Source organism: Streptomyces sp. NPDC053755 (genome assembly GCF_040677675.1).
GTDB lineage: Bacteria > Actinomycetota > Actinomycetes > Streptomycetales > Streptomycetaceae > Streptomyces.
Map to the genome: position 1 here is coordinate 293757 of NZ_JBFASK010000003.1, position 25895 is coordinate 319651.

Consider the following 25895-nt stretch of genomic DNA (forward strand, 5'->3'; position numbering starts at 1 on the left):
TTTCGGGATGGGGGACGGTCGTTACGCATGGCCAGGGAATTCCAACGCGGCCACAAGGCCAAGATCAGTGATCTGACACCGGGGACCGATCTGTACGTGGGTGTGCAGATCGCGGCGCCCGGACTGACCTTCGACATCAGCTGCTTCGGCCTCGACGCCGACGAGCAGCTCTCGGACGACCGGTACTTCATCTTCTTCAACCAGCCGAAGTCGCCCGAGGAGTCCATCCAGCTGCTCGGCGCGCAGTCCGGCGACACCGAGTCCTTCCGCGTCACGCTCGACCGAATCCCGGCGAACATCCACAAGCTGTCGTTCACGGCCACGATCGACGGCGCCGGCCAGATGTCGCAGATCGGCCCCGGCTACATCCGCGTGGTGGCGGGCGGCGAAGAGGTCGTCCGCTACGCCTTCACGGGGTCGGAGTTCACCACCGAGCGCGCCGTGATGCTCGGGGACTTCTACCTCAAGGACGTCTGGCGGTTCGCCGCCGTCGGCCAGGGCTTCGACGGCGGCCTCGACGCGCTGCTCAGGAACTTCGGCGGCGAGGTCGCCGAAGACCAGCCGGCCGCGCAGCCGCCGCAGGGCGCGGCGCCGGGCTTCGGCGCGCCGGCGCAGGCCGCCGCCCCGCCCGCCTTCGGCGCACCGGCCCCCGCGCCGCACGTGCCCCAGCCGGCCCCCGCGTTCGGCGCTCCCGCGCCGGCGCCGCAGGCCCCGGTTCCGCCGGTGCACGCGGCTCCCACCATGGCCGCGCCCCTGGCCACGCCGTCCGCCCCCGCGCCGTACGGCCAGCCGCCCCAGCCGCAGTTCGGCCAGGTTCCGGGCCAGGCCGCGCCGCCCGCCGCGCCGTCGCCGTACGGCCAGCCCGCTCCCGCCCCCTACGGCCAGCAGACGCCCGCGCCGTACGGTCAGCCCGCGTTCGGTCAGCAGCCCCCGATGGGCATGCCCCCGGCCGGCATGGGGGTCCCGCAGGGAGCCCCGGCCACCGGCGCCGGACTCGCCGCCGCGCTCCAGCCGTACAAGGAGACCGCGACCGGCGCCCGGTGGGCCCCGCAGAACCAGCAGCTCATGCGGGTCGATCTCGCCATGGGCGGCGTGCCCGTCCTGGCCCGCCAGGGCAGCATGGTGATGTACCAGGGCAAGGTGGACTTCAGCCACAAGGGAGCCGGGTTCACCGGCCGGATCGTCGGCAACGCCACCGGCCAGGAGATGCAGCTGATGCGCTGTACCGGCCGCGGCCAGGTCTTCCTCGCCGAGGAGGGCGCCCACCTGCACCCCATCGAGCTGCAGGGCGACGGCATCTGCGTCTCCGCCGAGAACGTCCTCGCCTTCGACGAGTCGCTGCAGTACGAGGTCCGCCGGATCGAGGGCCACGGCATCCCCGGCGGCGCCCTGTTCACCATGCAGTTCCAGGGCACCGGCACGGTCGTCGTGAAGACGCACGGCGTCCCCGTGGTTCTGCCCGTCACGCCGACGACCTTCGCCGACTGCAACGCCGTCGTGGCGTGGTCGTCCGCCTCGCAGGTGATCCTCTCCAGCCAGGTCCGGCTGCGCCGCAACGCGTACCCCGGCCACAGCGGAGAGACCGTCAACCTCCAGTTCCGGGGCGCCCCCGGCAACTTCATCGTCGTCCAGCCGTACGAGGTCTGAGGGAGCCCGAACCGATGAACCAGCAACTCGCGGGCTTCGCCCCGACCCCGATGACCGCCCGGATGGAGAACCACGGCCGCAGCATGCTCAAGGTCGCCATGGGCTCCGGCCAGGACCTCTACGCACGCACCGGCTCGATGGTCGCCTACGAAGGCTTCATCACCTACGAGCCCAACCCGCCCGCCGTGCGCCAGGTCGCCCAGGCGTGGGCCACCGGCGAGGGCGCGCCCGTCATGAAGTGCTCCGGCGACGGACTGCTCTACCTCGCCGACTACGGCGCGGACGTCGTCGTGATCAACCTCAACAACGACTCCCTGTCGGTGAACGGCTCCAACATCCTCGCCTTCGACGCCCACCTCCAGTGGGGCGTCGAGAGGGTCAAGGGCATGGCGAAGTTCGCCGGCCAGGGCCTCTTCAACGTCGAGATCGCGGGCACCGGCTGGGTCGCCCTGACCTCCCGGGGCACCCCGATCGTCGTCGACTGCGGCCGCGGCGAGGACGAGACGTACGTCGACCCGGACGCGCTCGTCGCCTGGTCGCCGGCGCTCAAGGTCAAGGGCAAGCGCAGCTTCAAGGCCTCGTCCCTGATCGGGCGGGGCAGCGGCGAGGCCTACCAGATGGCCTTCTCCGGCCAGGGCATCGTCGTCGTACAGCCGAGCGAGGACAGCACCGACCGCCTGCGGGTCCGGGGCTGAGGGGGAGCGAGAACACATCATGCAGAGCCCGCTTTTCAACCACGCCGAGCAGCAGAGCCAGGAACGGTACGTCATCCAGAACCCGCAGCTGCTGCGGGTGGCGCTCACCGGCCAGGACGACATCCTCGCCCGCAAGGGCGCGATGGTCGCCTACCAGGGGCTCGTCGACTTCGACGGCGAGTACAAGACGCCCGGCCAGCGACGCGCCCAGGCCCGCACGGGTGAGGGCCTCGACCTGATGCGCTGCTCCGGTCAGGGCACGGTCTACTTCGCCAACCTCGCCCAGTACATCCACGTGGTGGAGGTCGAGCAGGAGGGCATGACCGTCGACAGCTCCTACGTCCTGGCGCTGGACTCGACCCTGCACACCGAGGTCATCGCCGTGGACAGCCAGTACGGCATCTCCGGCTCCGGCAAGTACCAGCTCAACATCTCCGGCCGCGGCAGGGTCGCCCTGATGACCTCCGGCCAGCCCCTGATGATGCAGGTCACACCCGACAAGTACGTCAACGTCGACGCGGACGCGATCGTCGCCTGGTCCAGTGGTCTGCGCGTGCAGATGCAGGCGCAGACCACGAACTCGAACATCCGCCGCCGCCGCGGCAACACGGGTGAGGGCTGGGAGCTCAGCTTCCTCGGCCAGGGCTTCGCCCTGGTTCAGCCCAGCGAGGTCATGCCGCCGCAGAACGCCGCCATCGGACAGGGCATCGCGGCCCAGTTCGGCGCCGGGCAGCACGGCGCGCACGCGCAGAACCAGAACAACGCCTGGAACTGAGCGCGCACCCGCGTGAGGGGCGGCCGCCACGGCGACCGCCCCTCAGGCGTTACAACCGGGCGAGTGTGGCCTCGGTCAGCCGCACCACCGACTGGTCGGCGACGGCCGCCACCTCGTCGTACGCGTACCAGCGCAGGTCCAGCGACTCGTCGCTGATCTCCGCCACCGCGCCCGACGGCGCGAGCGCGGCGTACTGCACGTCCAGATGCCAGTGGCAGGGCGCGGGAATCGGATGCCGGTCCAGCCGGACCGGCCCGCCCGCGAGCAGCGTCAGACCGGGGATCCCGGACTCCTCCGTCGCCTCCCGCAGCGCCGCCGCCGCCAGGCTCCGGTCCCCCGGCTCGCAGTGGCCGCCCATCTGCAGCCACATGCCGAGCTTCCGGTGCAGCGTCAGCAGGACCCGGCCCCGCTCCGGGTCGACCACCAGCGCGCTGGCCGTCAGATGGCCGGCCTCGCAGGCCTTCCACACGCCGTCCGGATGCGCGTCCAGGTGATCCAGGTAGAGCCGGCGCAGCTCTTCCTGTTCGCCGTCCGGGTCGTCGTACGCCTTCAGGACGAGGCAGGCGTCTTCGTGCAGGCTCACTTCTCGTCGTCGCCCTTGTCGTCCGTCTCGTCGCGCGCGGCGCCGTCGCGCTTGTCGGCCGCCTCGCCCAGCATCTTGTCCAGCTCCGAGAAGTCGAGCTGCTCGCGGTGCACGAAACCGTCCGGGTCGTCCAGGTCGGTCGCCGTCGGCAGCATGTCCGGGTGCTCCCAGAGATCGTCGCGCGCGTCGACACCCCGTGCGTCGGTGAGCGAGGCCCACAGCCGCGAGGCGTCCCGCAGCCGGCGCGGACGCAGTTCGAGTCCGATCAGCGTGGCGAACGTCTGCTCGGCGGGTCCGCCGCTCGCCCGGCGCCGCCGCAGCGTCTCCCGCAGCGCGTCCGCCGAGGTCAGCCGCGACTTGGCGGCCTCGTGGACCACCGCGTCCACCCAGCCCTCGACCAGCGCGAGCGCGGTCTCCAGGCGGGCCAGGGCCGCCTTCTGCTCGGGCGTGTCCTCCGGCTGGAACATGCCCTGCTGCAGCGCCTCCTGCAGCTGCTCGGGGTGCGTCGGGTCCAGCTGGCCGACCGCGTCCTCCAGCTTCGAGGTGTCGACCTTGATCCCGCGGGCGTACCCCTCGACCGCGCCGAACAGATGGGCGCGCAGCCACGGCACATGGGCGAAGAGCCGCTGGTGGGCGGCCTCGCGCAGTGCCAAATAGAGCCGCACCTCGTCCTTCGGGACGCCCAGGTCCTTCCCGATCGCCTCGATGTTCAGCGGCAGCAGCGCCGCCTTGCCCGCCGGGCCGAGGGGCAGGCCGACGTCCGTCGAACCGACGACTTCGCCCGCGAGCGCGCCCACCGCCTGGCCGATCTGCTGGCCGAACATGGCACCGCCCATCGAGCGCATCATGCCGATCAGCGGGCCCGCCATGGCCTGCATCTCCTCGGGCAGCACGTCGCCCATGGCCGTACCGACCCGCTCGGCGACCGGGTCGACCAGCTGCTGCCAGGCGGGCAGGGTCGCCTCGACCCACTCGGCGCGGCTCCAGGCCACGGCCGTGCTCGCGCCCGACGGCAGCGAGGTCACACCGTCCAGCCACAGGTCGGCCAGGCGCACGGCCTCCTCGACGGCCGACTTGTCGGCGGGGCCCACGCTGGCGTCCTTCGTGCCGTCGGCGGTGCCCTGCGCGACGACCTGGCGCGCGATCTGCTTGGCCATGTCCCAGTTGACGGGACCGCCCTCGTAGCTGAGCATCTGGCCGAGCTGCTGGAAGGCCGCGCCCAGGTCGTTGGGGTTCAGCGAACCGAACATCGCCGCGAACGGGTTGTCGGCGCCTCCCTGGCCACCGGGCAGGCCGCCGAAACCGAACGGATTGGCCCCGAACGGGTTGTCGCCGCCCTGGCCACCGGACCCCTGGCCACCTCCGGCGGGGTCCTTCTTCTTGCCCTCGTCGCCGTTCTCCGGCTCCTCCGGCGGAAGGCCGAATCCGAATGGGGTGTCACTCACAGGTTTCCTCGGCTCGTAGGGCCGCCGGCTTCCTGCCGACGGCGACTGCCCGTTTCTCCACACCACCAGCGTAGACATCCGGGCCGGATATGGGCTCGGTGCTCCGCCGGGCCGTGGCCTGCGGCAGGATGGACGCCACCTGGTACGTACGCGTCATTCGGGTACGTACTGAAGACAACCGCTGGAGACGCCCGGTGAGTTCCCCAGATCCTCAGGTTCGCGCAGCGCGAAACCCTTCGACCCGGTCCGCCGGACGCGGCCCCGTGGTCGCGGTCACCGGTGCCGCCTCCGGGGTCGGTGACCTGCTGACCAGGCGCCTGGCGGCGTCGGACGAGATCAAGCGGGTCGTCGCGATCGACGAGCGGCGCGGCGAGGTCGCCGAGGCGCAGTGGCACATCCTCGACGTCCGCGACCCCGCCATCGCCGAGAAGCTGAGGGGCGCGGACGTGGTCGTGCACCTCGCGGTCGACCTCGACCTGGAGTCGGATGCCGCCGCCCGGACGGCCTACAACGTACGCGGGGCGCAGACCGTCCTCACGGCCGCCGCTGCGGCCGGCGTGCACCGGGTGGTGCTCTGCACCTCCGCCATGGTCTACGGCGCGCTGCCCGACAACGACATCCCGCTCTCCGAGGACGCCGAGCTGCGGGCCACCGCCGAGGCCACCGGCGTCGGCGACATGCTGGAGATCGAGCGGCTGGGCCGCCGGGCGCCGCGCGCCCACCCCGGCCTCCACGTCACGGTGGTCAGGCCCGCCGTCCTGGTCGGCGGTACGGACACGGCCCTCACCCGCTACTTCGAGTCGCCGCGCCTGCTCGTGGTCGCCGGATCCCGCCCCACCTGGCAGTTCTGCCACGTCGAGGACCTGGTCAGCGCGCTGGAGTACGCGGCTCTCGGAAAGGTCGAAGGGGAGTTCGCGGTCGGCTGCGACGGCTGGCTGGAGCAGGAGGAGGTCGAGGAGCTCTCCGGGATCCGGCGCATGGAGCTGCCCTCCGCCGTCGCCCTCGGCGCGGCCGCGCGGCTGCACCGGATCGGACTCACCCCCTCCCCGGCCGGGGACCTGGCGTACACGATGCACCCGTGGGTGGTGAGCGTCGGCCGGCTGCACGACGCGGGCTGGCGGCCGCGCTGGACCAACGAGGAGGTGCTCACCGCGCTCCTGGAGGAGGTCGAGGGCCGGCACACGCTCGCGGGCCGGCGGCTGGGCCGCAAGGACGCGACGGCGGCGGGCGCGGCCGGTGCGACGGTGGCGCTGCTGGGCACGGCGGCGCTGGTCCGGCGGGCGCGCAAGCGGCGCGGTCTGTAGGACCCTCCTACGCCCGGTCGGGACAGCCGGTCGAAACCGCTATTCCGGGATGTCCGTGCGGTACGGCACCATGGGCACCATGGCACGTACCCATGACCACCCCGGCGAGCGGACAGCCGCCGATCCGATCAAGCTGCTCGCGATCCGGGACACCCCGCTCTCGGTGGACGAGGTCTTCCAGGCGGTCGGAGACGAGGCCGCCGGCGGCATGACCCTGTTCGTGGGCACCGTGCGCAACCACGACGGGGGTGCCGACGTCGACGGCCTCGGCTATTCGTGCCACCCGTCGGCCGAGGCCGAGCTGCGCCGGGTCGCGGAGAAGGTCGTCGCCGACTACCCCGTCCGCGCCCTGGCGGCCGTCCACCGGGTGGGCGAGCTGGGCATCGGCGACCTCGCGGTCGTCGTCGCGGTCTCCTGCCCCCACCGGGGAGAGGCCTTCGAGGCCTGCCGCAAGCTGATCGACGACCTCAAGCACGAGGTGCCCATCTGGAAGCACCAGAAGTTCTCGGACGGTACAGAGGAGTGGGTGGGGGCCTGCTGAGTTCCGGCCACGGGTATGGGGGCCCTGGACGGAGTCCGGGGGACGGTCGGCGCCTGCCGAGGGGGAGTGTCGGCACCTGCCGACCCACAGGCCCCTGCCCGGTGCCGGAGCAGTCGGCAAGGCGCCGCGCCGACCGACCGTAGTCGAACGCCCGATTTGCGTAACCGGGACCCTGGCGGCAGCGTTGAGGCAGCGGATCGTTAATCTGCTGATCGGCCGGTCGGCCGGTGCGGTCGCTCATGGGGATGGGAGGTCGGGATGGCAGCGCTCGCTTGGTTGCTCATACCGCTTTTCGCAGTCGTCGGTGCGGCGATATGGGGAAGCTGGGCCTCACGGGACAAGACCACCGGAGACGTCGCCGAGCTCGCCGGCTATGCCCGCTTCCGGGACGCGATGGAACGTTCCGCTTCCGGTGCGACGGGCGAGCTGACCGAGATGGCGCCGTCGACGGCCGCGTCCCCCGTACGCAGTAGCCACGTCTCCGGCTGAGATCGCCCCGGCGGCCGCCTCGTACGGACCCGCCCCACAGGTGCACTCACAGGCCGGTCCCGTACTGTCGTTCCATGCCACGCCGCACTGCGACGATGCTCGCCTCCACCCTGGTCCTGATCACGCTGCTCTGCGTGGGCGTCTTCGTCCCGGTGCCGTACGCGGAGATGAGCCCGGGCCCGACGGTCAACACCCTCGGCGAGGCCCGCGGAGAGCCCGTGCTGCAGATCTCCGGCCGCCGGACGTACCCGACCGACGGGCACCTCAACATGACGACGGTCCGCGTCACCAGCGCCGACTACCGCATGAACATGGTCGAGGCGATCTACGGCTGGCTGGCGCACGACAACGTGGTGGTCCCCAAGGAGACCCTCTACCCGGACGGCAAGACCGAGGAGGAGTCGAGCCAGGAGAACGCCGAGGAGTTCTCCCAGTCGCAGGAGAGCGCCAAGGTCGCCGCCCTCGGTGAGCTGGACATCCCCGTCACCACGCGGGTGGTCGTCGCCTCCGTCGTCAAGGACAGTCCCGCGCAGGGGGTCCTGCACGCCGGGGACGTCATCAAGTCCGTGGACGGCGCGCCCGTGAAGGAGCCGGGCGACGTGGCCGAGCAGGTGATCAAGCGCAAGCCCGGCGAGAAGGTCGAGTTCACGATCGTTCCCGCCAAGGACGCCGCCGCCGCGGAGAAGGCCGGCAAGGAGCCGACCACCACTCGCGCCGTCACCCTCACCACCGTGAAGTCGAAGGAGGGCGACCGGGCCATCGTCGGCATCCAGGCCGGCACGGACCACGTCTTCCCGTTCACCATCGACATCAAGCTCGCCGACGTCGGCGGCCCCAGCGCCGGACTCATGTTCGCGCTCGGCATCGTCGACAAGCTCACCCCCGAGAGCCTGACCGACGGCAAGTTCATCGCCGGCACGGGGACCATCGACGAGAAGGGCAAGGTCGGCCCCATCGGCGGGATCGAGATGAAGCTGGTCGGGGCCAGGAACGCCGGCGCCCGCTACTTCCTCACGCCGGCCGACAACTGCGAGTCGGCCGCCTCCGACATCCCCGAGGGCCTCACCCTGATCAAGGTGAACACCATCGAGGACGCGACGGCCTCCCTGGAGAAGCTCCGCGCGGGCGACACCGGGAACCTGCCCAGCTGCTCGACGGGCTGAGGCCCGCGCGGCGGGACGAGGGGCGGTCCTGGGCGAGCCGCGGCCCGTCCCGTTCCAGGCGCCCCGGTCACCGACCGGGGCGCCCCCTCGTGTCCCGCTGCTCAGGACTCGAACGTCGCCGCCAGCGCGTCCGCGAGCCCCGGCACCAGGTCGGCGCCGGTCAGCACCTCGTTCGGCGAATCCTTCTCGCGGAGCCGGATCGCCGCCTCGCGGGCTCCGTCGCGCAGGACGGCCACGGTCATCCGGACCTCCTGGCGGTCGGGGTGGCGGGCCACCCACTTCGCCAGACCGGCCTCGTCGAGACCGTCCGGTACGGACGCCTCGGCCGAAGGCGGCAGCATGAGCCGCTCGACGGTCAGCGCGCAGCCGGCCACGGCGTCGGGCCAGGCGATGGTGCCGAGGAACTCGTCGAGGGGCTTGCCGCGCGGCAGCTCCTCCTGCTCGATCGGGGTGTAGGCGGCGGCTTCGCCGTCCTTGAGGCCCAGCTGGGAGGCGAGTCCCGGCTCCTGGGCGCGCAGTCTGGCGGTGTCGACCAGGGCGAAGAGCCGGGCCGGCCGGTCCCAGCCGAGGCCGGAGGCGTACTCGTCGATCTCGAGCACCGCGCGGGTGAGGGGGCTCGCGGCCATGGGGGTACCGGAGGGGGAGACATTGGACATGGATGACATCCTGCCTCCTCCCGCCCCGAAGACGGGAACTAGGTAAAGCCTCAGTAAGTTGCATCAGTGGGCTCTACGATCGCGGGGCCTGCTTATCGACGCATCAACCTCGAGGGGCGCACGTTGGCTTTCCAGATGCCGGACCGCGGAGGCGGCGGAGGCCCGTCCGGGCCAAGGATCAGAGTCGGCCGGCCGTCCCGGCGGGCCCGCACCCTGCTCATGACGCTGGGCGTGCTGGCCGTTCTGGCCATGGCGTTCGTCATGTTCGCCGGGTTCTGGACGGACTGGCTGTGGTACCGCTCGGTCGAGTACTCCTCCGTGTTCACCACCACGCTGTGGACCAAGATCGGCCTGTTCCTCGTCTTCGGCCTGCTCATGAGCATCGTCGTCGGCCTGAACATCTGGCTGGCGCACCGGCTGCGGCCGCCGCTCAGCGCGATGTCGATGGAGCAGCAGAGCCTCGACCGCTACCGCATGGGACTCGCGCCGTACAAGAAGTGGGTGCTCCTCGCGATCTCGGCCCTGGTCGGGCTGATCGCCGGCGCTTCCGCCTCCGGGCAGTGGCGCACGTGGCTGATGTGGGTGAACGGCGTGCCGTTCGGCCAGAAGGACCCCCAGTTCGGCCTGGACGTGGCGTTCTACGCCTTCGACCTGCCCTGGTACCGCTTCCTGCTGGCCTTCGGCTTCGCCGCCACCGTCCTGTCCCTGATCGCCGCCGCGCTGACGCACTACCTGTACGGCGGACTGCGCGTCACCAGTCCCGGCGCGCGCGCCACGGCCCACGCGACCGGCCACCTGTCGGTGCTGCTCGGCGTCTTCGTGGCGCTGAAGGCCGTGGCGTACTGGCTCGACCGCTACGGCCTCGCCGTGAAGTCCAGCGACTTCAAGGCGGCGGGCAACTGGACGGGTCTGCGCTACGTCGACGCCAACGCCTATCTGCCGGCGAAGACGATCCTGTTCTGCATCGCGGTGATCTGCGCCGTGCTGTTCTTCGCGACGCTGTGGCGGCGCACCTGGCAGCTGCCGGTGATCGGCTTCGGTCTCATGGTGCTCTCGGCGATCCTGATCGGCGGCCTCTACCCGGCCATCGTGCAGAAGTTCCAGGTCCAGCCGAACGAGCAGGCCAAGGAAGCGGCCTACATCCAGAAGAACATCGACGCGACGCGCAAGGCGTACGCGATCGACGGCACGCAGCCGGAGAACTACTCCGGCAAGTCGACCGTCAAGAACAAGGACCAGCTCCGCACCGACGCCGACACGGCGGCCGGCTACCGCGTCCTCGACCCGAACATCGTGTCGCCGACGTTCCAGCAGCTGGAGCAGAAGCGGAAGTACTACCAGTTCCCGACCACCCTCGACATCGACCGCTACGAGGGCCAGGACACCGTCGTGGGCCTGCGCGAGCTCAACATCAAGGGCATCCCGAAGCGGAACTGGATCAACGACCACTTCACCTACACCCACGGCTACGGCGCGATCATGGCGGCGGGCACGCAGACGGACGCCAACGGCTCCCCGGTCTTCACCGAGGCCGGCCTGCCGACCACGGGCAAGCTCGGCCCGTACCAGCAGCGGATCTACTACGGCGAGAAGACCGACCAGTACTCGATCGTCGGCGGCCCGCAGAAGGAGCTGGACTACGAGGAGAACGGCGAGAAGTCGACCAGCTACGAAGGCAAGAGCGGGGTCAACCTCTCCAGCACCTTCAACCGCGCCGCCTACGCGGTCGCGCTGAGCGAGCCGCAGATCCTCTACTCGGGGGCCATCGGCGAGGGCTCGCGGATCCTCTACAACCGCACGCCCAAGGAGCGCGTCGAGGCGGTCGCCCCGTGGCTGACCATCGACGGTGACGCCTACCCGGCCGTCGTCGACGGCCGGATCCAGTGGATCGTCGACGCGTACACGACCACCAACGGCTACCCGTACGCCTCGCGCACGACGCTGGGGGAGACCACGGCCGACGCGCTGACGGTCGGAAACCAGCAGCGCGCTGTCGTCGCCCAGCAGAACCAGGTCAACTACATCCGCAACTCGGTGAAGGCCACCGTCGACGCCTACGACGGCACGGTGACCCTCTACCAGTGGGACAAGGAGGACCCCGTCCTCAAGACCTGGATGAAGGCGTTCCCGGACACCGTGGAGCCGCGCGAGGCGATCAAGCCCAGCCTCATGCAGCACCTGCGCTACCCGCAGGACATGTTCAAGGTCCAGCGCGAGCTGCTCACCCGGTACCACGTCACCAACCCGGCGCAGTTCTACAGCGGTTCGGACGCCTGGCAGGTGCCGGACGACCCGACCAACAAGGACGGCAACGCGGTCCCGCCGTACTACCTGAGCATGAAGATGCCCGGGGACAAGGACCAGCGGTTCTCGCTCACGACGACGTTCACCCCGAACGGGCGGCCCAACCTGGGCGGCTTCATGGCGGTCGACGCCGACGCGCGGAGCAAGGACTACGGCCGCATAAAGCTGCTGAGAGTGACCTCCGACGTCCCGGGCCCCGCCCAGGTGCAGAGCAAGCTCAACGGCCTGCCGGACGTGGCCCAGTTCGTGCGGGACATGAAGGGCGCCGACTCCGACATCCAGTACGGCAACCTGCTCACCGTGCCGCTGGACGGAGGCTTCCTCTACGTCGAGCCGGTGTACGCCCAGGGCCGCAACGCCCTCTACCCGCTGCTGAAGAAGGTCGCGGTGTCGTACGTGGACGCCGACCAGCCGGAGGGCGACACCACCAAGGACACCACGGTGTTCGAGAACAACCTCACCGAGGCGCTGAACGCGGTGTTCGGGGTCGACGGGGTGACACCGCCCCAGCCCGAGCAGCCGGGGACGACCCCGCCGACGACGCCCAGCTCGAACGACGCGGCCCTCAAGAAGGCCATCGCGGACGCGCAGAAGGCGTACGACGACGGTGAGGCCGCGCTGCAGAAGGGCGACTGGGAGGCCTACGGCAAGGCGCAGGACGCCCTGCAGCAGGCGCTCCAGCAAGCGGCGGAAGCCGGCGCCAAGCTGAAGTCGGACCAGAAGCCGGCGGAGAAGCCGGCCGGTCAGAAGCCCGCGGACCAGAAGCCGGCCGATGGCGCCCCCAAGCCGGGAGCCACACCGTCCAGCAGCGCGAGCCCGCCCAGCGGCTGAGAGGCCTGGTCAGGCACCCACCCCGCGTCGTGATACCTTGAGGACACAACGACGCGGGGTGGAGCAGCTCGGTAGCTCGCTGGGCTCATAACCCAGAGGTCGCAGGTTCAAATCCTGTCCCCGCTACTGAAGACGAGGGCCCGGATCCATCAGGATCCGGGCCCTCGTCGTATTCCGTCGGGCGCCGCGCGCGTGCCCGAAGAGGGGGTGAGAGAGGGCGAGTTGGGGTGAGACGTGTTTGACTTATCTCTCTGTGGGCATGTCGACAAAACGCTGAAGTGACCTCACTGGCTGCGGTATACCAGGTGTACGCGCGTTGCGGGTGGTGCGACGATGGGATTTATGGGGGACAGGGCAACTCTGTTGGAGACAGGGCGGTTTGTGCAGCGGCACGCCAAGAATGCCGCGGATGACATCATCGAGGCGGCGGTGGCCGCCGATGCGACCGTCGACACCACCGCCGAGACCGAGACGGAGACCGAGGCGCGCCACCGGCGCGCCGCCGAGAACGGCGACGCCGCCTCGATGAGCGTGCTCGGCGCGCTGCTGCTGCGCCGGGGGGATCTGGACGGCGCCGAGCCGTACCTGCGCGGGGCCACCGCCGAGGGGGACCGCGCCGCGGCGAACAACCTGGGCGTGCTGCTGCACCAGCGCGGGTACGCCGACGAGGCCGCCGGCTGGTGGCGGGTCGCGGCCGTCGCGGGCTCCGCGCCCGCCGCCCACGCGCTCGGCCGCCACCACCGGGAGCGCGGCGACGAACCGGCCGCCGAGTACTGGCTGCGCCAGTCCGCGGAGCAGGGCCACGCCCTCGGCGCGTACGCCCTCGCCGACCTCCTGGAGCACCGCAGCGACGTGGGGGCGGAGCGTTGGCTGCGGGCCGCCGCCGAACGGGGTCACCGCGAGGCCGCCTACCGGCTGGCCCGCACGCTGGAGCGACGCGTCACCGAGGCGGCCGCGGGCCCCGCGGGCGCGGGCGTGGCGACGGCACCGCACGGCATGGGCGGGAGCGCGGGAGCGGGCGAGGGCCACGGGGCGGGTCCCGGCGGCGCCGCGGGCGCCAAGCCCGGGGGAGACCTCGCCGAGGCCGAGCAGTGGTTCCGGCAGGCCGCCGCGCGCGGACACCGGCGGGCCGCGCTGCACCTGGGCGCGATCCTGGAGAAGCGGGGCGAGCTGAAGGAGGCCGGTCGCTGGTACCTCAGCTCGGCCAAGGAGGGCGAGGCCAAGGCCGCCTGCGCCCTCGGCTTCCTGCTGCGCGACGCCGGTGACGAGGAGAGCGCCGCCGTGTGGTGGCTGCGGGCCGCCCAGGACGGCGACGGGAACGCGGCCAACGCCCTCGGCGCGCTGCACGCGGCCCGGGGCGAGCAGCAGACCGCCGAGCGCTGGTACCGCGCCGCGATGGACGCGGGCGACGTGAACGGGGCGTACAACCTCGGGCTGCTCTGCGCCGCCCAGGACCGTATCCAGCAGGCCGAGCAGTGGTACCGCCGCGCCGCGTACGCCGGCCACCGCGAGGCCGCCAACGCGCTGGCCGTGCTGCTCCTCCAGGCGGGCGACGCGGGCGGCGCCGAGCCCTGGTTCTCCAAGGCCGCCGAGGCGGGCAGCGTCGACGCCGCCTTCAATCTCGGCATTCTCTACGCGGGTCGCGACGACGACCGTACGGCCCTGAGCTGGTACGAGCGCGCCGCCGCCGCGGGGCACACCGAGGCCGCCCTCCAGGTCGGCATCGCCTGCCTGCGCGACGGCGACGAGCAGTCGGCCGAGCGGCACCTGCGGTGCGCGGCGGGCGGGGGCAGCCCCGAGGCCGCGTTCCGGCTCGCCACCGTGCTCGACGCGCGGCGGCCCGAGCCGGGGCCGCCCGCTCTCGGGGCCTCCCGCGAGGAGAAGAGCGAGTGCGAGGAGTGGTACGAGCGGGCCGCCCAGCAGGGCCACCGGCGGGCCCAGGTCAGGGTCGGCATGCTGGCCGCCGGGCGCGGTGACGTGGCCGAGGCGGCGCGTTGGTACCGGGAGGCGGCCGAGGCGGGCAGCCGTAACGGCGCGTTCAACCTCGGGCTGCTCCTCGCGCGCGAGGGCAGCGAACGGGAAGCCGCCCTCTGGTGGGCCCGCGCGGCCCGCGCGGGACACGGGCGGGCCGCCCTGCGCCTGGCGCTGCTCGCGGCCCGCCGGGGCGAGCTGACGGAGGGACGCCGCTGGTGCGCCCACGCCGTGGAGCTGGGTCCCGCCGAGGTGGCCGAGCGGGCCGCCCGGCTGAGCGAGGCGCTCCACCAGGAGCTGACGGCCTGATCCCGTCCGGTTCTCCGGGCTCCGGGCGGCCCCGCACGGCCGGCCGCCCGGCCCGGGACAAGCGATTTGCGCTGGTCGAGGGCGTCCCGTAAGGTTGGGTTCACCGACGCGGGGTGGAGCAGCTCGGTAGCTCGCTGGGCTCATAACCCAGAGGTCGCAGGTTCAAATCCTGTCCCCGCTACTCAGTAGCACCGAAGGCCCGGATCCATTCTTTGGATCCGGGCCTTCGTCGTGCGCGAGGGCGGGCAGCGGTGCGTACGGGAAGAGGGGACGGCCGACGCGAAGGGCCCCCGGCCGGAGTCGGGGGCCCTTCGCGGTGTGCCGGGCGGAGCGTGTCCCGGGCGGAGATCCGCCCGGGAGGCTTGCTCAGGCGGAGGTGGCGCAGTTCGGGCAGATGCCCCGGTACGTGACCTCGACGTCCGAGATCGTGAAACCGAAGCGCTCGGAGTCGGGAAGGTCCGCCAGCGGGTTCCCCGCCGGGTGCACGTCACGGATCGCTCCGCAGCGGCCGCAGACCAGGTGCTGGTGCGGGCGGTGCGCATTGGGGTCGTACCGCTTGGCGCGGCCGTCCGTGGCGACCTCCATGACCTCGCCGAGCGTGACCATCTCGCCCAGCGTGTTGTAGACGGTCGCCCGTGAGATCTCCGGGAGCCTGCCGACGGCGCGCGCGTGCACCTCGTCGGCGGTCAGGTGGACATGGTCCCCATCGAGGACCTCGGCGACGACACGCCGCTGCGCGGTCATCCGCCAGCCGCGGCCGCGCAGTCGTTCCAACAGGTCACTCATGAGGACCAGCCTAACAGTCGGGGGAGCGGCGTCCCGAACGGGTGTGACTTTGGAAGTTCACTTGACTTAGACAATGTCTATCGTAGGATCGAACCCGGCATTGGCCAAGTGGTTCACCTCCGGGCGTGTGATCGGGGGGGCCGGCGGCCGACGACAGGACACGCAGGAATGACGCAGGAGGCGCTCGTGACGCAGGGACCGCTCACTACGGAGGCCGGGGCTCCGGTCGCCGACAACCAGAACAGCGAGACGGCCGGCGTCGGCGGTCCCGTCCTCGTCCAGGACCAGCTCCTCCTCGAGAAGCTCGCCCACTTCAACCGCGAGCGCATCCCGGAGCGCGTGGTCCACGCGCGGGGTGCGGGCGCCTACGGCACCTTCACGGTCACCCGTGACGTCTCGCAGTGGACGCGCGCCAAGTTCCTCTCCGAGGTCGGCAAGCAGACCGAGACCTTCCTGCGCTTCTCCACCGTCGCCGGCAACCTCGGCGCGGCCGACGCGGTGCGCGACCCGCGCGGCTGGGCGCTGAAGTTCTACACCGAAGAGGGCAACTACGACCTCGTCGGCAACAACACCCCGGTGTTCTTCATCAAGGACGCCATCAAGTTCCCCGACTTCATCCACACCCAGAAGCGCGACCCGTACACGGGCTCGCAGGAGGCGGACAACGTCTGGGACTTCTGGGGCCTCTCCCCGGAGTCGACCCACCAGGTGACCTGGCTCTTCGGCGACCGCGGCATCCCCGCCTCGTACCGCCACATGAACGGCTACGGCTCGCACACGTTCCAGTGGAACAACGAGGCCGGCGAGGTCTTCTGGGTCAAGTACCACTTCAAGACCGACCAGGGCATCAAGAACCTCACCACCGAGGAGGCCGTCCGCCTCTCGGGCGTCGACCCGGACTCCCACCAGCGCGACCTGCGCGAGTCCATCGAGCGCGGCGACTTCCCGACCTGGACCGTGCAGGTCCAGATCATGCCGGCGGCCGAGGCGGAGAACTACCGCTTCAACCCGTTCGACCTCACCAAGGTGTGGCCGCACGAGGACTACCCGCCGATCGAGATCGGCAAGCTGGAGCTCAACCGCAACCCGGAGAACATCTTCGCCGAGGTCGAGCAGTCGATCTTCAGCCCCGCGCACTTCGTGCCGGGCATCGGCCCCTCCCCGGACAAGATGCTCCAGGGCCGTCTCTTCGCGTACGGCGACGCCCACCGCTACCGCGTCGGCATCAACGCCGACCACCTGCCGGTGAACCGCCCGCACGCCACCGAGGCGCGGACGAACTCCCGTGACGGCTTCCTGTACGACGGCCGCCACAAGGGCGCGAAGAACTACGAGCCGAACTCCTTCGGCGGCCCGCACCAGATCGACCGCCCGCTGTGGCAGTCCGTCCCGGTGACGGGTGTGACCGGCGACCACGCCGCCCCGATCCACTCCGAGGACAACGACTTCGTCCAGGCGGGCAACCTCTACCGCCTGATGTCCGAGGACGAGAAGGGCCGTCTCATCGAGAACCTGGCGGGCTTCATCGCCAAGGTGTCCCGTGACGACATCGCCGAGCGTGCCATCAACAACTTCCGCCAGGCGGACGGTGACTTCGGCAAGCGGCTCGAAGCCGCTGTCCAGGCCCTGCGCGGCTGAGGACGCTTGTCGTAGATAAGGAGAGGGCCGGACTCCCGCGAGGGGGTCCGGCCCTCTCGCGTCCTAGCCGGCCAATGAGGGGGCCCGCCGGTGCGCCGGGATCCAGCACCGGATGATGTCACGCACGGAGACGATGCCGAGCGGCCCCGTCCCGTCGAGCACGACCAGGTGGCGGAAGCCGCCGTGCGTCATGGCCTCCGCGGCCTCCTCCAGGGTCCAGGTGGGTGCGGCGAAGACGACGTTGTTCGTGGTGTGGGCGCCCGCGGTCTCGTGGTCGGGATCCTGGTCCGCGCCGATCGAGTTGAGGATGTCGCGCTCGGTGAGGATGCCGAGGCCGCTGGTGTCGGTGTCCAGAACGATGGCCGCACCGACACGGCGGGCCGACATCAGCCGGGCCGCCTGCCGGAGGGTGTGAGCGGGCCCGATGGTGAGGACCACCGTGCTCATGGCGTCACGGACGAGCATGAAAGGAGCCACCTCCTTGGTGATTCGTTCCCGCGTTCAACGAGAACGGATTCACAAGTTCACAAGTGGGGGGACTCTCAGAGTTGCATCGGGTGGCCCGGGGGACAAGGGGGCGCGCACGGCATCCGCGGGGGCGCCCGAGGCGATCAAGCGACCGGCTCGACGGCCTCGGAGCCCCTCGGTCCGTCGGTCCTCCGCCCTCAGTCCTTCTGGTTCAGATAGCTCAGCAGCTCGCCGTGCAGCAGCCCGTTCGACGCCGCCGCGTTTCCGCTGTGCGGACCATGCCGGCCGTCGAGACCGGTGAACGTTCCCCCCGCCTCCTGCACCACGATCGCCGTGGCCGCCATGTCCCAGAGGGACAGCTCCGGCTCCGCGCAGATGTCGACCGAGCCCTCGGCGACCATCATGTACGGCCAGAAGTCGCCGTACGCCCGGGTACGCCAGCACGCGCGCGTCAGGTCGAGGAAACCGGGCAGCCGTCCGCCCTCCTCCCAGCCGCCCAGCGAGGAGTACGCGAACGACGCGTCCGCCAGCTCCCCGACCTTCGAGACGTGGATGCGGCTCGCGGAGGTCAGGCTCCGGCCGGTGAACGCGCCCGCGCCCTTCGCCGCCCACCAGCGCCGGCCGAGCGCCGGAGCCGAGACCACGCCGACCACCGGCTGGAAACCGGAGTCGCCGGCCTCCATCAGCGCGATCAGCGTCGCCCAGACCGGCACGCCCCGGACGTAGTTCTTGGTGCCGTCGATCGGGTCGATCACCCAGCGGCGGGGGCCCGTGCCCTCCACGCCGTACTCCTCGCCGAGGATCGCGTCGCGCGGACGGGCCCGCTGCAGCTGACCGCGGATCAGTTCCTCCGCGGCCTTGTCGGCTTCGCTCACCGGCGTCATGTCCGGCTTGGTCTCGACCTTCAGGTCGAGCGCCTTGAAGCGGTCCATGGTGGCCGCGTCGGCGGCATCCGCGAGGACATGGGCGAGACGCAGATCATCGTGGTAATCGGCCATGGTCGAAACTCTATCTGCCGGCGGGACACGGGCCCACGACAGACCTTGACAGTGCGTGGCCGCCCGTCAACCCTGAGCGCAGAACCGTTCTGGCCCGGAGGCGACGATGCCTACTGCCCGTGAGGCCCTGCTCAACGCCGCCCTCGCGGCGCTCGCGGGGCTGCCCTGGTCCGCGGTCCGGATGGTCGACGTCGCCACCGCCGCCGGCGTCTCCCGGCAGACCCTCTACAACGAGTTCGGCAGCAAGGAGGGCCTGGCCCGGGCCCTCGTGCGCCGCGAGGCCGACGCGTACGTCCGGGGCGTCGAGCGGCTGCTGACCGCACCGGCCCCGCCCGAGCGGAACCTCGCCGCGGTCGCCGAGTGGACCGTCGGCGTGGCGCGTGCCCGCCCGCTGCTGCGTGCGCTGCTCACCGGCTGCTGGAGCGAGCGGCTTCCGGCGCCCCGCCCGGCGCGGGCACGGGCGCGGGTGGCCGCCCTCCCGGCGCAGCGGCGCGCCGACGCGGGACCACCGTCACCGGCGGAGCTCCTCGGGCAGGCCAGGGACCTGGCGGCCGCCGCGCTGGTCGCGGCGGGCCGGACCGAGGACGCGGCGGAGGCCCTGCGCTCCTGTGAGATCGTCCTGCGCCTCACGCTGTCGTGCGTCGTCGCGCCTCCCGACCCGGCCGATCCGGTGCGCCTGGTCCGCGAGGAGCTGGCCCGGATGCGGGTGCGCCACTCGCTCAGTGCGACGAACCCGAAAGCTGGAGACCGATGACACCGCAGATCACCAGCGTGATCGAGACGATCTTGAGCGTGGAGACGACGTCACCCAGGAAGACCATGCCGTAGATCGCCGTGCCGGTCGCGCCGATGCCCGTCCACACCGCGTACGCGGGCCCCACGTCCAGCTTCTTCAGGGAGAGCGTGAGCAGTCCGAAACTGGCCAGGGCGAAGACGGCGAAGGCGATGGTCGGCCAGAGCCGGGTGAAACCGTGCGACAGCTTCAGGCAGACCGCGAACCCCGTCTCCAGGATTCCCGCGAACACCACCAGCAGCCACGCCATCGTCAGTGCCTCCCACGCCGTCGGTGACTGCTTCGTCTCACTTGGTGCGATTATGCACTTACCAACCGAACCCGACCGCAAACGTGCGCGACTCAGTCACCCTCGCGTCGCTCCCGGGTGGCGAGCAGCCGCCGCAGTGAGTAGAGCCGGGCCGGATCGGCGTGCCCCTCCGCCACCCACGCGTCCAGCGCGCACTCCTGCTCGTCGTGGCTGCATGCCCGCGGACAGTTCTCCGTGCCCGGGACGAGATCGGGGAAGGCGAGGATGACCCGGGACGGGTCGACGTGGTGCAGGCCGAAGGACCGCACGCCCGGGGTGTCGATCACCCAGCCCCCCTCCTTGTCGTTCAACGGGAGCGCCAGGGCCGAGGTGGTGGTGTGCCGTCCGCGGCCGGTGACCGCGTTGACATGGCCCGTCGAACGTCGCCGGTCCTCCGGGACCAGGGCGTTGACCAGCGTCGTCTTCCCGACCCCCGAGTGCCCGACGAACGCCGTGGTGCGCCCCTTGAGGTGCTCGTGCACCCGCTCGGCGGCGACCCCGTCGACGAACTCGTCGCGCGTGGTCACGACGTGCGGCACACCCAGCGCGCCGTACATCTCCAGCAGCTCGTCCGGCTTGGCCAGGTCCGACTTCGTGAGCACGAGCAGCGGGGTGAGCCCGCCGTCGTAGGCGGCGACCAGGCAGCGGTCGATCAGCCGGGGGCGCGGCTCGGGGTCGGCGAGCGCGGTGACGATCGCCAGCTGGTCGGCGTTGGCGACGACGACCCGCTCGAACGGATCGTCGTCGTCGGCCGTACGTCGCAGGACGGAGCTGCGCTCACCGATCCGGACGATGCGGGCCAGGGTGTCCTTCTCGCCGGAGAGGTCGCCCACCAGGGAGACCCGGTCCCCGACCACGGCGGCCTTGCGGCCCAGCTCGCGCGCCTTCATGGCCAGGACGACGCGGTCGTCCACCAGACAGGTGAGCCGGCCCCGGTCCACGGTGAGGACCATGCCCTCGACCGCGTCCTCGTGCTTCGGACGGATGTTGGTACGGGGACGGTTGCCCTTGCGGTTCGGCCGCTGGCGGATGTCGTCCTCGTCGGTGTTCTTCCCGTAACGCCGCATGGCTCAGGCTCCGAGCATTTCGGTCCACATCGTCGGGAAGTCCGGCAACGTCTTGGCGGTCGTCGCCACGTCCTCGATCCGCACGCCCTCCACGGCCAGGCCGATGATCGCGCCCGCCGTCGCCATGCGGTGGTCGTGGTACGTGCGGAAGACACCGCCGTGCAGCGGGCGGGGGCGGATGTGCAGACCGTCCTCGGTCTCCGTCACGTCGCCGCCGAGCTCGTTGATCTCCTTGGTGAGCGCCGCCAGCCGGTCCGTCTCGTGGAGGCGCAGATGGGCGACGCCGCGCAGCGTGGACGGCGAGTCGGCCAGGGCGGCGACCGCCGCGATGCCCGGGGTGAGCTCGCCGACCTCGCCGAGGTCGACGTCGATGCCGTGGATCCGTCCGGTCCCCGTGAAGGTCAGGCCGGCGTCGGTCAGCTCGCAGGAGCCACCCATCTCGGTGAAGATCTCGCGCAGCGCGTCACCGGGCTGGGTGGTCCTGGCCGGCCAGTCCGGGACGGTGACCCGTCCGCCGGTGACCAGGGCCGCGGCCAGGAACGGCTGGGCGTTGGACAGGTCCGGTTCGACCGTCAGGTCCCGCCCGAGCAGCGCGGACGGGGAGACCCGCCAGACGTTCGGCTCGCCACCCGTCTCCGGCTCGTCGACCTGCGCGCCGACCATCCGCAGCATGTCGACGGTCATCCGGATGTGGGGGAGGGAGGGGAGCTTCGCGCCGACGTGGCGGACCTCCACCCCCTGGTTGAAGCGGGGCGCGGAGAGCAGCAGGGCGCTGACGAACTGGGAGGAGGAGGAGGCGTCGATCTCCACCTCGCCGCCGTCCAGGGCGCCGCCTCCGTGCACGGTCATCGGCAGCGCGCCGCGCCCGTCGTCCTCGACCCGGGCTCCGAGGACGCGCAGCGCGTCGATCACCCCGTGCAGTGGCCGCTCGTGCGAACGGGCGTCGCCGTCGAAGTGCACAGGACCGTCGGCGAGGGCGGCGACCGGCGGCAGGAAGCGCATGACCGTACCGGCGTTGCCGACGTCCACGGTCGCGGGACCGCGCAGCGGCGCCGGGATGATCCGCCAGGCCTCGCCCGTACCGTCCGGGCCGACGCCCTCCTCGATACGGACGCCCAGCGTGCGCAGGGCCTCGGCCATCAGCAGCGTGTCGCGGGAGCGCAGCGGGCGGCGCAGCCAGCCCGGCTCGGCGGCGAGGGCGGCCAGCACCAGGCCGCGGTTGGTGACCGACTTCGACCCGGGCACGGTGACGGTCGCGTCGACTGCTCCGCTCGCGTACGGGGCGGGCCAGAGGTCGGAGTTCGGGTCGAGACGAGCGGAGCTTTCGGTCATGCCCTCACTTTAGTGGGGCCCACACCGGCAGGGGCCCGTCACCGGCCGTGGTGCACGGGATCCGCCGGCCGGACCGGCCCGCCGGGCGGCGACCCGCCTCAGAGCCCCAGCAGCCAGCGGCCTCCGCCGATGAGGGAGCAGATCGAGACGGCGTGGAAGAAGAAGAGCCAGATCGCCGCGTGGGCGTGGGTGAGGCGGGCGAGCTGGTCGGCGTCCGAGTCCGGGGCGCCTCCGTGACGCCTCTTGCGCTGGAGCTCGAAGACCGGGCGGACACCGCCCAGGAGCAGGAACCAGACGACGGAGTACGCGAACGCCGACTGGACGTCCGGTCCGGTCAGCCAGGAGACCAGGAGGAAGGCCGTGCCGGTGAGGAGGACGGTGAAGATCCCGTAGGCGTTGCGGACCATCACCAGGAGCGCCAGCAGAAGGGCGGTGGCCACCCACAGCAGCAGCGTGATGCGGTGGTCGGCCAGGAGCCACGCCCCGCCGAGGCCCAGCAGCGGGGCGGCGGTGTAGCCGGCGGCCGCGGTCAGGATCATGCCGATGCCGCGCGGGCGGCCGCGGGAGACGGTCAGGCCGCTGGTGTCGGAGTGCAGCCGGACGGCCTGGAGCTGGCGGCCGGTGGCGAGGGCGATCAGCCCGTGGCCGCCCTCGTGGGCGATGGTGATCGCGTTGCGTGACAGGCGCCACAGCGTCCTGGGGAGGACGGCGGCGAGGGCGGCGACGGCGGTGACGATCACCAGCCACAGTTCCGGGGCGGGCTGGGTGCCGAGGACTTCGGTCATGTGCGGGACGTGCTCCTCGGGTCGGGGGACGGGGGCCGGTGCGGAGCCCGGTCGTCGGAAGGCGGTGGTCTGGAGACGGGAGGGAGTGGCAGTGTGGCACGTATGTGCGGACGGTATGCGGCGAGTCGACGGCCCGAGGACCTGGTCGGTCTCTTCGAGGTCGAGAAGTGGGAGCCCGAGGAGACCTTGGCTCCGGACTGGAACGTGGCCCCCACCAAGGAGGTCTACGCGGTACTGGAGCGTCCACTGAAAGACGCGGAATCACCTCGGCCGGTTCGCCAGCTGCGGACACTGAAGTGGGGACTCGTACCGTCCTGGTCGAAGACGCCCGAGGGCGCGGCCCGGATGATCAACGCCAGGGCCGAGACGGTGCACGAGAAGCCGTCGTTCAAGCGGGCGCTCTCCGCGCGGCGGTGCCTGCTGCCCGCCGACGGCTATTACGAGTGGGTGACCGGGTCCGGCGAGCGGGATCTGGAGGTCGAGGGGAAGAAGAAGCGGCCGCGCAAGCAGCCGTACTTCGTGACCCCGGCGGACGGCTCGGTCTTCGCCATGGCGGGGCTCTACGAGTTCTGGCGGGACCGGACGCTGCCCGACGACCACCCGGCGGCGTGGTGGGTGACGTGCTCGGTCATCACCACGGAGGCGGAGACCGGCCCCCTGGGGGTCGCCCCGGAGGAGGGCCCCCGGTCGCTGGCCGACATCCACCCCCGGATGCCGCTCATGCTGACGCCCGACCGCTGGGACGCCTGGCTCGACCCGCGCACGACCGACGTCGAGGAGGTGCGCTCCCTGCTCTCCCCTCCGACGGAGGGCCTGATGCGGGCCTACCCGGTGGCGACCGCCGTGAGCAACGTCCGCAACAACGGCCCGGAACTGCTCCAGGAGCTGGACGGGCCGGAGGTCGCCACCCTCTTCTGATCCCCGGACCCCGGACCCCGGACCCCGGACCCCGGGCTGCGCCGCGAACGCACCCCGGTGGCGTCGGGCGGCAGGATGGGGACGTGACGAAGAGCGAGATCGTATCGACCGAGGCCGGGGACGCGCGGATCACCTGGCACCCCGGCCGGAAGCCCTGGACGGTCCTCGCCGTCGGCCACGGCGCCGGCGGCGGGATCGAGGCGCGGGACCTGGTGGCCCTCGCCGCGGCGCTGCCCGCGCACGGGGTGACCGTGGCGCTGGTGGAACAGCCCTGGCGGGTCGCGGGGAAGAAGCTCGCGCCCGCGCCCAGGACGCTGGACACCGGCTGGCGCGGCCTCTGGCCGGCGCTCGTCCGGCCGGGGCTCCCCGTGATCGCCGGCGGGCGCAGCGCCGGGGCCCGGGTCGTCTGCCGCACCGGCGCGGAACTCGGCGCGGCGGCCGTGCTCGCCCTGAGCTTCCCCCTCCACCCGCCCGGCAAGCCGGAGAAGACGCGCGCCGACGAGCTCCTCGGCACCGCACTGCCCACCCTCGTCGTGCAGGGCGGCAACGACCCCTTCGGGAAGCCCGGGGAGTTCCCCGAAGGGGAGTACGGCCTCGTCGAGGTGCCCCACGCGGATCACGGCTTCGCCGTCCCCAAGCGCGCGCCCCTCGGCCAGGACGAGGCTCTCGACCTCCTCACGGCCGAAGTCACCGCGTGGGCCGCGTCACTTCGCTGACGCCGGGCGGGAGACGGGAATGCGGAGGGGAGGACCCCTGTTGTCTCGGACATCGGTGAGAGAGCAAGGAAGAGGGAGTCCGTCGTATGGGTTCGACCATCTGCCCCCAGCGCCCGCAGGCCGCTGACCTCGACTGGACGGTCCTGCCCGCGGCCAAGATCGCCCCTATTCGGGCGGCGGGCGGAGCGGTTCCTCGTCTATCCTCCGAAACGAGCGGGTCCGCACTCGGGCTCGCCACCACGCTGGAGGAGGTGGGTCCGGTCACTGGGACCGACACAGGGACCGACGACGGCCCCGAGGAGACGACCGCGGAGCGCAACGCGCGCTTCGAGCGGGACGCCCTCGGCTACCTCGACCAGATGTACTCCGCCGCGCTGCGGATGACGCGCAATCCCGCGGACGCCGAGGACCTGGTGCAGGAGACGTACGCCAAGGCGTACGGCTCGTTCCACCAGTTCCGCGAGGGTACGAACCTGAAGGCGTGGATGTACCGCATCCTGACCAACACCTTCATCAACTCGTACCGCAAGAAGCAGCGCGAGCCCCAGCGCAGTGCCGCCGAGGAGATCGAGGACTGGCAGCTCGCCCGGGCCGAGTCGCACATGTCGACCGGTCTGCGGTCGGCCGAGTCCCAGGCCCTCGACCACCTGCCGGACTCCGACGTGAAGGAAGCCCTCCAGGCGATCCCGGAGGAGTTCCGCATCGCCGTCTATCTCGCGGACGTCGAGGGCTTTGCGTACAAGGAGATCGCGGACATCATGGGTACACCCATCGGTACGGTGATGTCCCGGCTGCACCGGGGCCGCCGCCAGCTGCGCGGCATGCTCGAGGACTACGCTCGCGACCGCGGGCTGGTTCCCGCGGGCGCCGGAGAGTCGAACGATCTGAAAGGCTCGGGCTCATGAGCTGCGGAGAGCCGCACGAGACGGACTGCTCAGAGGTCCTGGATCATCTCTACGAGTTCCTCGACCACGAGATGCCCGACAGTGACTGCACCAAGTTCGAGGTGCACTTCGAGGAGTGCTCCCCGTGCCTGGAGAAGTACGGCCTGGAGCAGGCGGTGAAGAAGCTCGTCAAGCGCTGCTGCGGCAGCGACGACGTCCCCACCGATCTGCGGGCCAAGGTGATGGGCCGGATCGACCTCATCCGTTCGGGTCAACTGGTTCCGGAACAAGACGTGACGGACGTGACCGACGTGCCGGCGGCCGCCCAGGAGTGACGCCCGTCCGCCGGGGAACGACGCCCCGGCGGTGACGCCCGACACGTACATCCGCACACGTCACATCGACACACAGGACGACGACGAGAGGGCCACCGCGACGCGCACGCGGTGGCCCTCGCGCGTATATCAGCTTGTATCACCCGATGGTGCGAATCGGCGGCAGCGGGGCG

The 25895-nt window shown here is 71.5% G+C and carries 25 protein-coding genes and 2 tRNA genes; 17 read left to right on the plus strand and 10 right to left on the minus strand.

All coding sequences use genetic code 11. From position 1 onward, the window contains the following. Positions 1 to 27 precede the first annotated feature (27 nt). Genes AB0K65_RS05925 through AB0K65_RS05935 form a run of 3 tightly spaced genes read left to right on the plus strand, consistent with a single transcriptional unit; the run spans position 28 to position 3117 of the window. A complete protein-coding gene (locus tag AB0K65_RS05925) occupies positions 28 to 1647 on the plus strand; it encodes a TerD family protein (protein ID WP_365714485.1) in 1620 nt (539 codons plus the stop codon). A 14-nt stretch (positions 1648 to 1661) separates the two neighbouring features. Next, positions 1662 to 2342 carry an AIM24 family protein gene (locus AB0K65_RS05930; RefSeq protein WP_365714486.1) on the plus strand — a complete coding sequence of 227 codons (681 nt, stop codon included), beginning with the start codon at positions 1662 to 1664 and terminating at the stop codon, positions 2340 to 2342. A gap of 19 nt (positions 2343 to 2361) precedes the next feature. After that, a complete protein-coding gene (locus AB0K65_RS05935) occupies positions 2362 to 3117 on the plus strand; it encodes an AIM24 family protein (RefSeq protein ID WP_365714487.1) in 756 nt (251 codons plus the stop codon). 49 nt (positions 3118 to 3166) lie between these two features. On the opposite strand, the gene AB0K65_RS05940 is transcribed toward AB0K65_RS05935, so the two are convergent. Next, the gene (locus AB0K65_RS05940; protein ID WP_365714488.1) at positions 3167 to 3700 is read right to left on the minus strand and encodes an NUDIX hydrolase; all 534 of its coding nucleotides are present in this window, start codon (positions 3698 to 3700) and stop codon (positions 3167 to 3169) included. Continuing rightward, a complete protein-coding gene (locus AB0K65_RS05945) occupies positions 3697 to 5145 on the minus strand; it encodes a zinc-dependent metalloprotease (RefSeq protein WP_365714489.1) in 1449 nt (482 codons plus the stop codon). Before AB0K65_RS05945 ends, AB0K65_RS05940 begins: the two co-directional genes overlap by 4 nt. A 194-nt stretch (positions 5146 to 5339) precedes the next feature. Between AB0K65_RS05945 and AB0K65_RS05950 the strand changes: the two genes are divergently transcribed. The 4 genes from AB0K65_RS05950 (at position 5340) to AB0K65_RS05965 (ending at position 8642) form a co-directional block, all read left to right on the plus strand. Next, complete coding sequence (locus AB0K65_RS05950) at positions 5340 to 6449, plus strand: SDR family oxidoreductase (RefSeq protein WP_365714490.1); 1110 nt, start codon at positions 5340 to 5342, stop codon at positions 6447 to 6449. Positions 6450 to 6528: 79 nt separating this feature from the next. After that, complete coding sequence (locus tag AB0K65_RS05955) at positions 6529 to 6990, plus strand: molybdenum cofactor biosynthesis protein MoaE (RefSeq protein ID WP_365714491.1); 462 nt, start codon at positions 6529 to 6531, stop codon at positions 6988 to 6990. Positions 6991 to 7248: 258 nt separating this feature from the next. Next, positions 7249 to 7479 carry a hypothetical protein gene (locus tag AB0K65_RS05960; protein ID WP_365714537.1) on the plus strand — a complete coding sequence of 77 codons (231 nt, stop codon included), beginning with the start codon at positions 7249 to 7251 and terminating at the stop codon, positions 7477 to 7479. A gap of 74 nt (positions 7480 to 7553) precedes the next feature. Then, a complete protein-coding gene (locus AB0K65_RS05965) occupies positions 7554 to 8642 on the plus strand; it encodes a PDZ domain-containing protein (protein ID WP_365714492.1) in 1089 nt (362 codons plus the stop codon). A gap of 101 nt (positions 8643 to 8743) precedes the next feature. Here AB0K65_RS05965 and AB0K65_RS05970 read toward each other — a convergent pair whose 3' ends face one another. Further along, on the minus strand, positions 8744 to 9298 hold the full coding sequence (locus AB0K65_RS05970) for a PPA1309 family protein (protein ID WP_365714493.1): 555 nt from the start codon (positions 9296 to 9298) through the stop codon (positions 8744 to 8746). 135 nt (positions 9299 to 9433) lie between these two features. Between AB0K65_RS05970 and AB0K65_RS05975 the strand changes: the two genes are divergently transcribed. From AB0K65_RS05975 to AB0K65_RS05990, 4 genes are all read left to right on the plus strand, one after another. Further along, positions 9434 to 12433: a UPF0182 family protein gene (locus tag AB0K65_RS05975; protein ID WP_365714494.1), complete on the plus strand. Its 3000-nt coding sequence runs from the start codon at positions 9434 to 9436 to the stop codon at positions 12431 to 12433. A gap of 52 nt (positions 12434 to 12485) precedes the next feature. Beyond that, positions 12486 to 12559: transfer RNA gene (locus AB0K65_RS05980), tRNA-Met, on the plus strand. A 207-nt stretch (positions 12560 to 12766) separates the two neighbouring features. Next, complete coding sequence (locus AB0K65_RS05985) at positions 12767 to 14713, plus strand: tetratricopeptide repeat protein (RefSeq protein ID WP_365714495.1); 1947 nt, start codon at positions 12767 to 12769, stop codon at positions 14711 to 14713. 107 nt (positions 14714 to 14820) lie between these two features. Beyond that, positions 14821 to 14894, plus strand: a tRNA-Met gene (locus AB0K65_RS05990). Between the two features lie 185 nt (positions 14895 to 15079). Here AB0K65_RS05990 and AB0K65_RS05995 read toward each other — a convergent pair. Continuing rightward, complete coding sequence (locus AB0K65_RS05995) at positions 15080 to 15499, minus strand: Fur family transcriptional regulator (protein WP_365714496.1); 420 nt, start codon at positions 15497 to 15499, stop codon at positions 15080 to 15082. 168 nt (positions 15500 to 15667) lie between these two features. Between AB0K65_RS05995 and AB0K65_RS06000 the strand changes: the two genes are divergently transcribed. Next, the gene (locus AB0K65_RS06000) at positions 15668 to 17137 is read left to right on the plus strand and encodes a catalase (protein ID WP_365714497.1); all 1470 of its coding nucleotides are present in this window, start codon (positions 15668 to 15670) and stop codon (positions 17135 to 17137) included. Between the two features lie 63 nt (positions 17138 to 17200). Here AB0K65_RS06000 and AB0K65_RS06005 read toward each other — a convergent pair whose 3' ends face one another. Further along, entirely contained in the window at positions 17201 to 17602 is a 402-nt protein-coding gene (locus tag AB0K65_RS06005) for a CBS domain-containing protein (RefSeq protein ID WP_365714498.1), read from the minus strand. A gap of 200 nt (positions 17603 to 17802) precedes the next feature. Further along, a complete protein-coding gene (gene hisN / locus AB0K65_RS06010) occupies positions 17803 to 18603 on the minus strand; it encodes a histidinol-phosphatase (RefSeq protein WP_365714499.1) in 801 nt (266 codons plus the stop codon). 106 nt (positions 18604 to 18709) lie between these two features. On the opposite strand from hisN, the gene AB0K65_RS06015 reads away from it, so the two are divergent. Continuing rightward, positions 18710 to 19357, plus strand: a complete 648-nt coding sequence (locus AB0K65_RS06015; protein ID WP_365714500.1) for a helix-turn-helix domain-containing protein — start codon at positions 18710 to 18712, stop codon at positions 19355 to 19357. On the opposite strand, the gene AB0K65_RS06020 is transcribed toward AB0K65_RS06015, so the two are convergent. The 4 genes from AB0K65_RS06020 to AB0K65_RS06035 all read right to left on the minus strand — a co-directional run bounded on the left by AB0K65_RS06020 (position 19323) and on the right by AB0K65_RS06035 (position 22869). Beyond that, positions 19323 to 19646, minus strand: coding sequence for a multidrug efflux SMR transporter (locus AB0K65_RS06020; protein ID WP_365714501.1), 324 nt, complete (start codon positions 19644 to 19646; stop codon positions 19323 to 19325). The two genes, AB0K65_RS06015 and AB0K65_RS06020, sit on opposite strands and share 35 nt — an antisense overlap. 92 nt (positions 19647 to 19738) lie before the next feature. Continuing rightward, complete coding sequence (rsgA, locus tag AB0K65_RS06025) at positions 19739 to 20752, minus strand: ribosome small subunit-dependent GTPase A (protein ID WP_365714502.1); 1014 nt, start codon at positions 20750 to 20752, stop codon at positions 19739 to 19741. Between the two features lie 3 nt (positions 20753 to 20755). Beyond that, positions 20756 to 22084 (minus strand): 3-phosphoshikimate 1-carboxyvinyltransferase, encoded by a 1329-nt coding sequence (gene aroA, locus AB0K65_RS06030; protein ID WP_365714503.1) that lies wholly within the window; start codon positions 22082 to 22084, stop codon positions 20756 to 20758. Between the two features lie 98 nt (positions 22085 to 22182). Continuing rightward, positions 22183 to 22869, minus strand: coding sequence for a M50 family metallopeptidase (locus AB0K65_RS06035; RefSeq protein ID WP_365714504.1), 687 nt, complete (start codon positions 22867 to 22869; stop codon positions 22183 to 22185). Positions 22870 to 22971: 102 nt separating this feature from the next. On the opposite strand from AB0K65_RS06035, the gene AB0K65_RS06040 reads away from it, so the two are divergent. The 4 genes from AB0K65_RS06040 (at position 22972) to rsrA (ending at position 25722) form a co-directional block, all read left to right on the plus strand. After that, positions 22972 to 23787 carry an SOS response-associated peptidase gene (locus tag AB0K65_RS06040; RefSeq protein ID WP_365714505.1) on the plus strand — a complete coding sequence of 272 codons (816 nt, stop codon included), beginning with the start codon at positions 22972 to 22974 and terminating at the stop codon, positions 23785 to 23787. Positions 23788 to 23870: 83 nt separating this feature from the next. Then, positions 23871 to 24503, plus strand: coding sequence for an alpha/beta family hydrolase (locus AB0K65_RS06045; protein ID WP_365714506.1), 633 nt, complete (start codon positions 23871 to 23873; stop codon positions 24501 to 24503). A 251-nt stretch (positions 24504 to 24754) separates the two neighbouring features. Continuing rightward, positions 24755 to 25408 carry a sigma-70 family RNA polymerase sigma factor gene (locus AB0K65_RS06050; RefSeq protein ID WP_365714534.1) on the plus strand — a complete coding sequence of 218 codons (654 nt, stop codon included), beginning with the start codon at positions 24755 to 24757 and terminating at the stop codon, positions 25406 to 25408. Next, positions 25405 to 25722, plus strand: a complete 318-nt coding sequence (gene rsrA, locus AB0K65_RS06055; RefSeq protein WP_365714507.1) for a mycothiol system anti-sigma-R factor — start codon at positions 25405 to 25407, stop codon at positions 25720 to 25722. Before AB0K65_RS06050 ends, rsrA begins: the two co-directional genes overlap by 4 nt. Positions 25723 to 25895 lie beyond the last annotated feature (173 nt).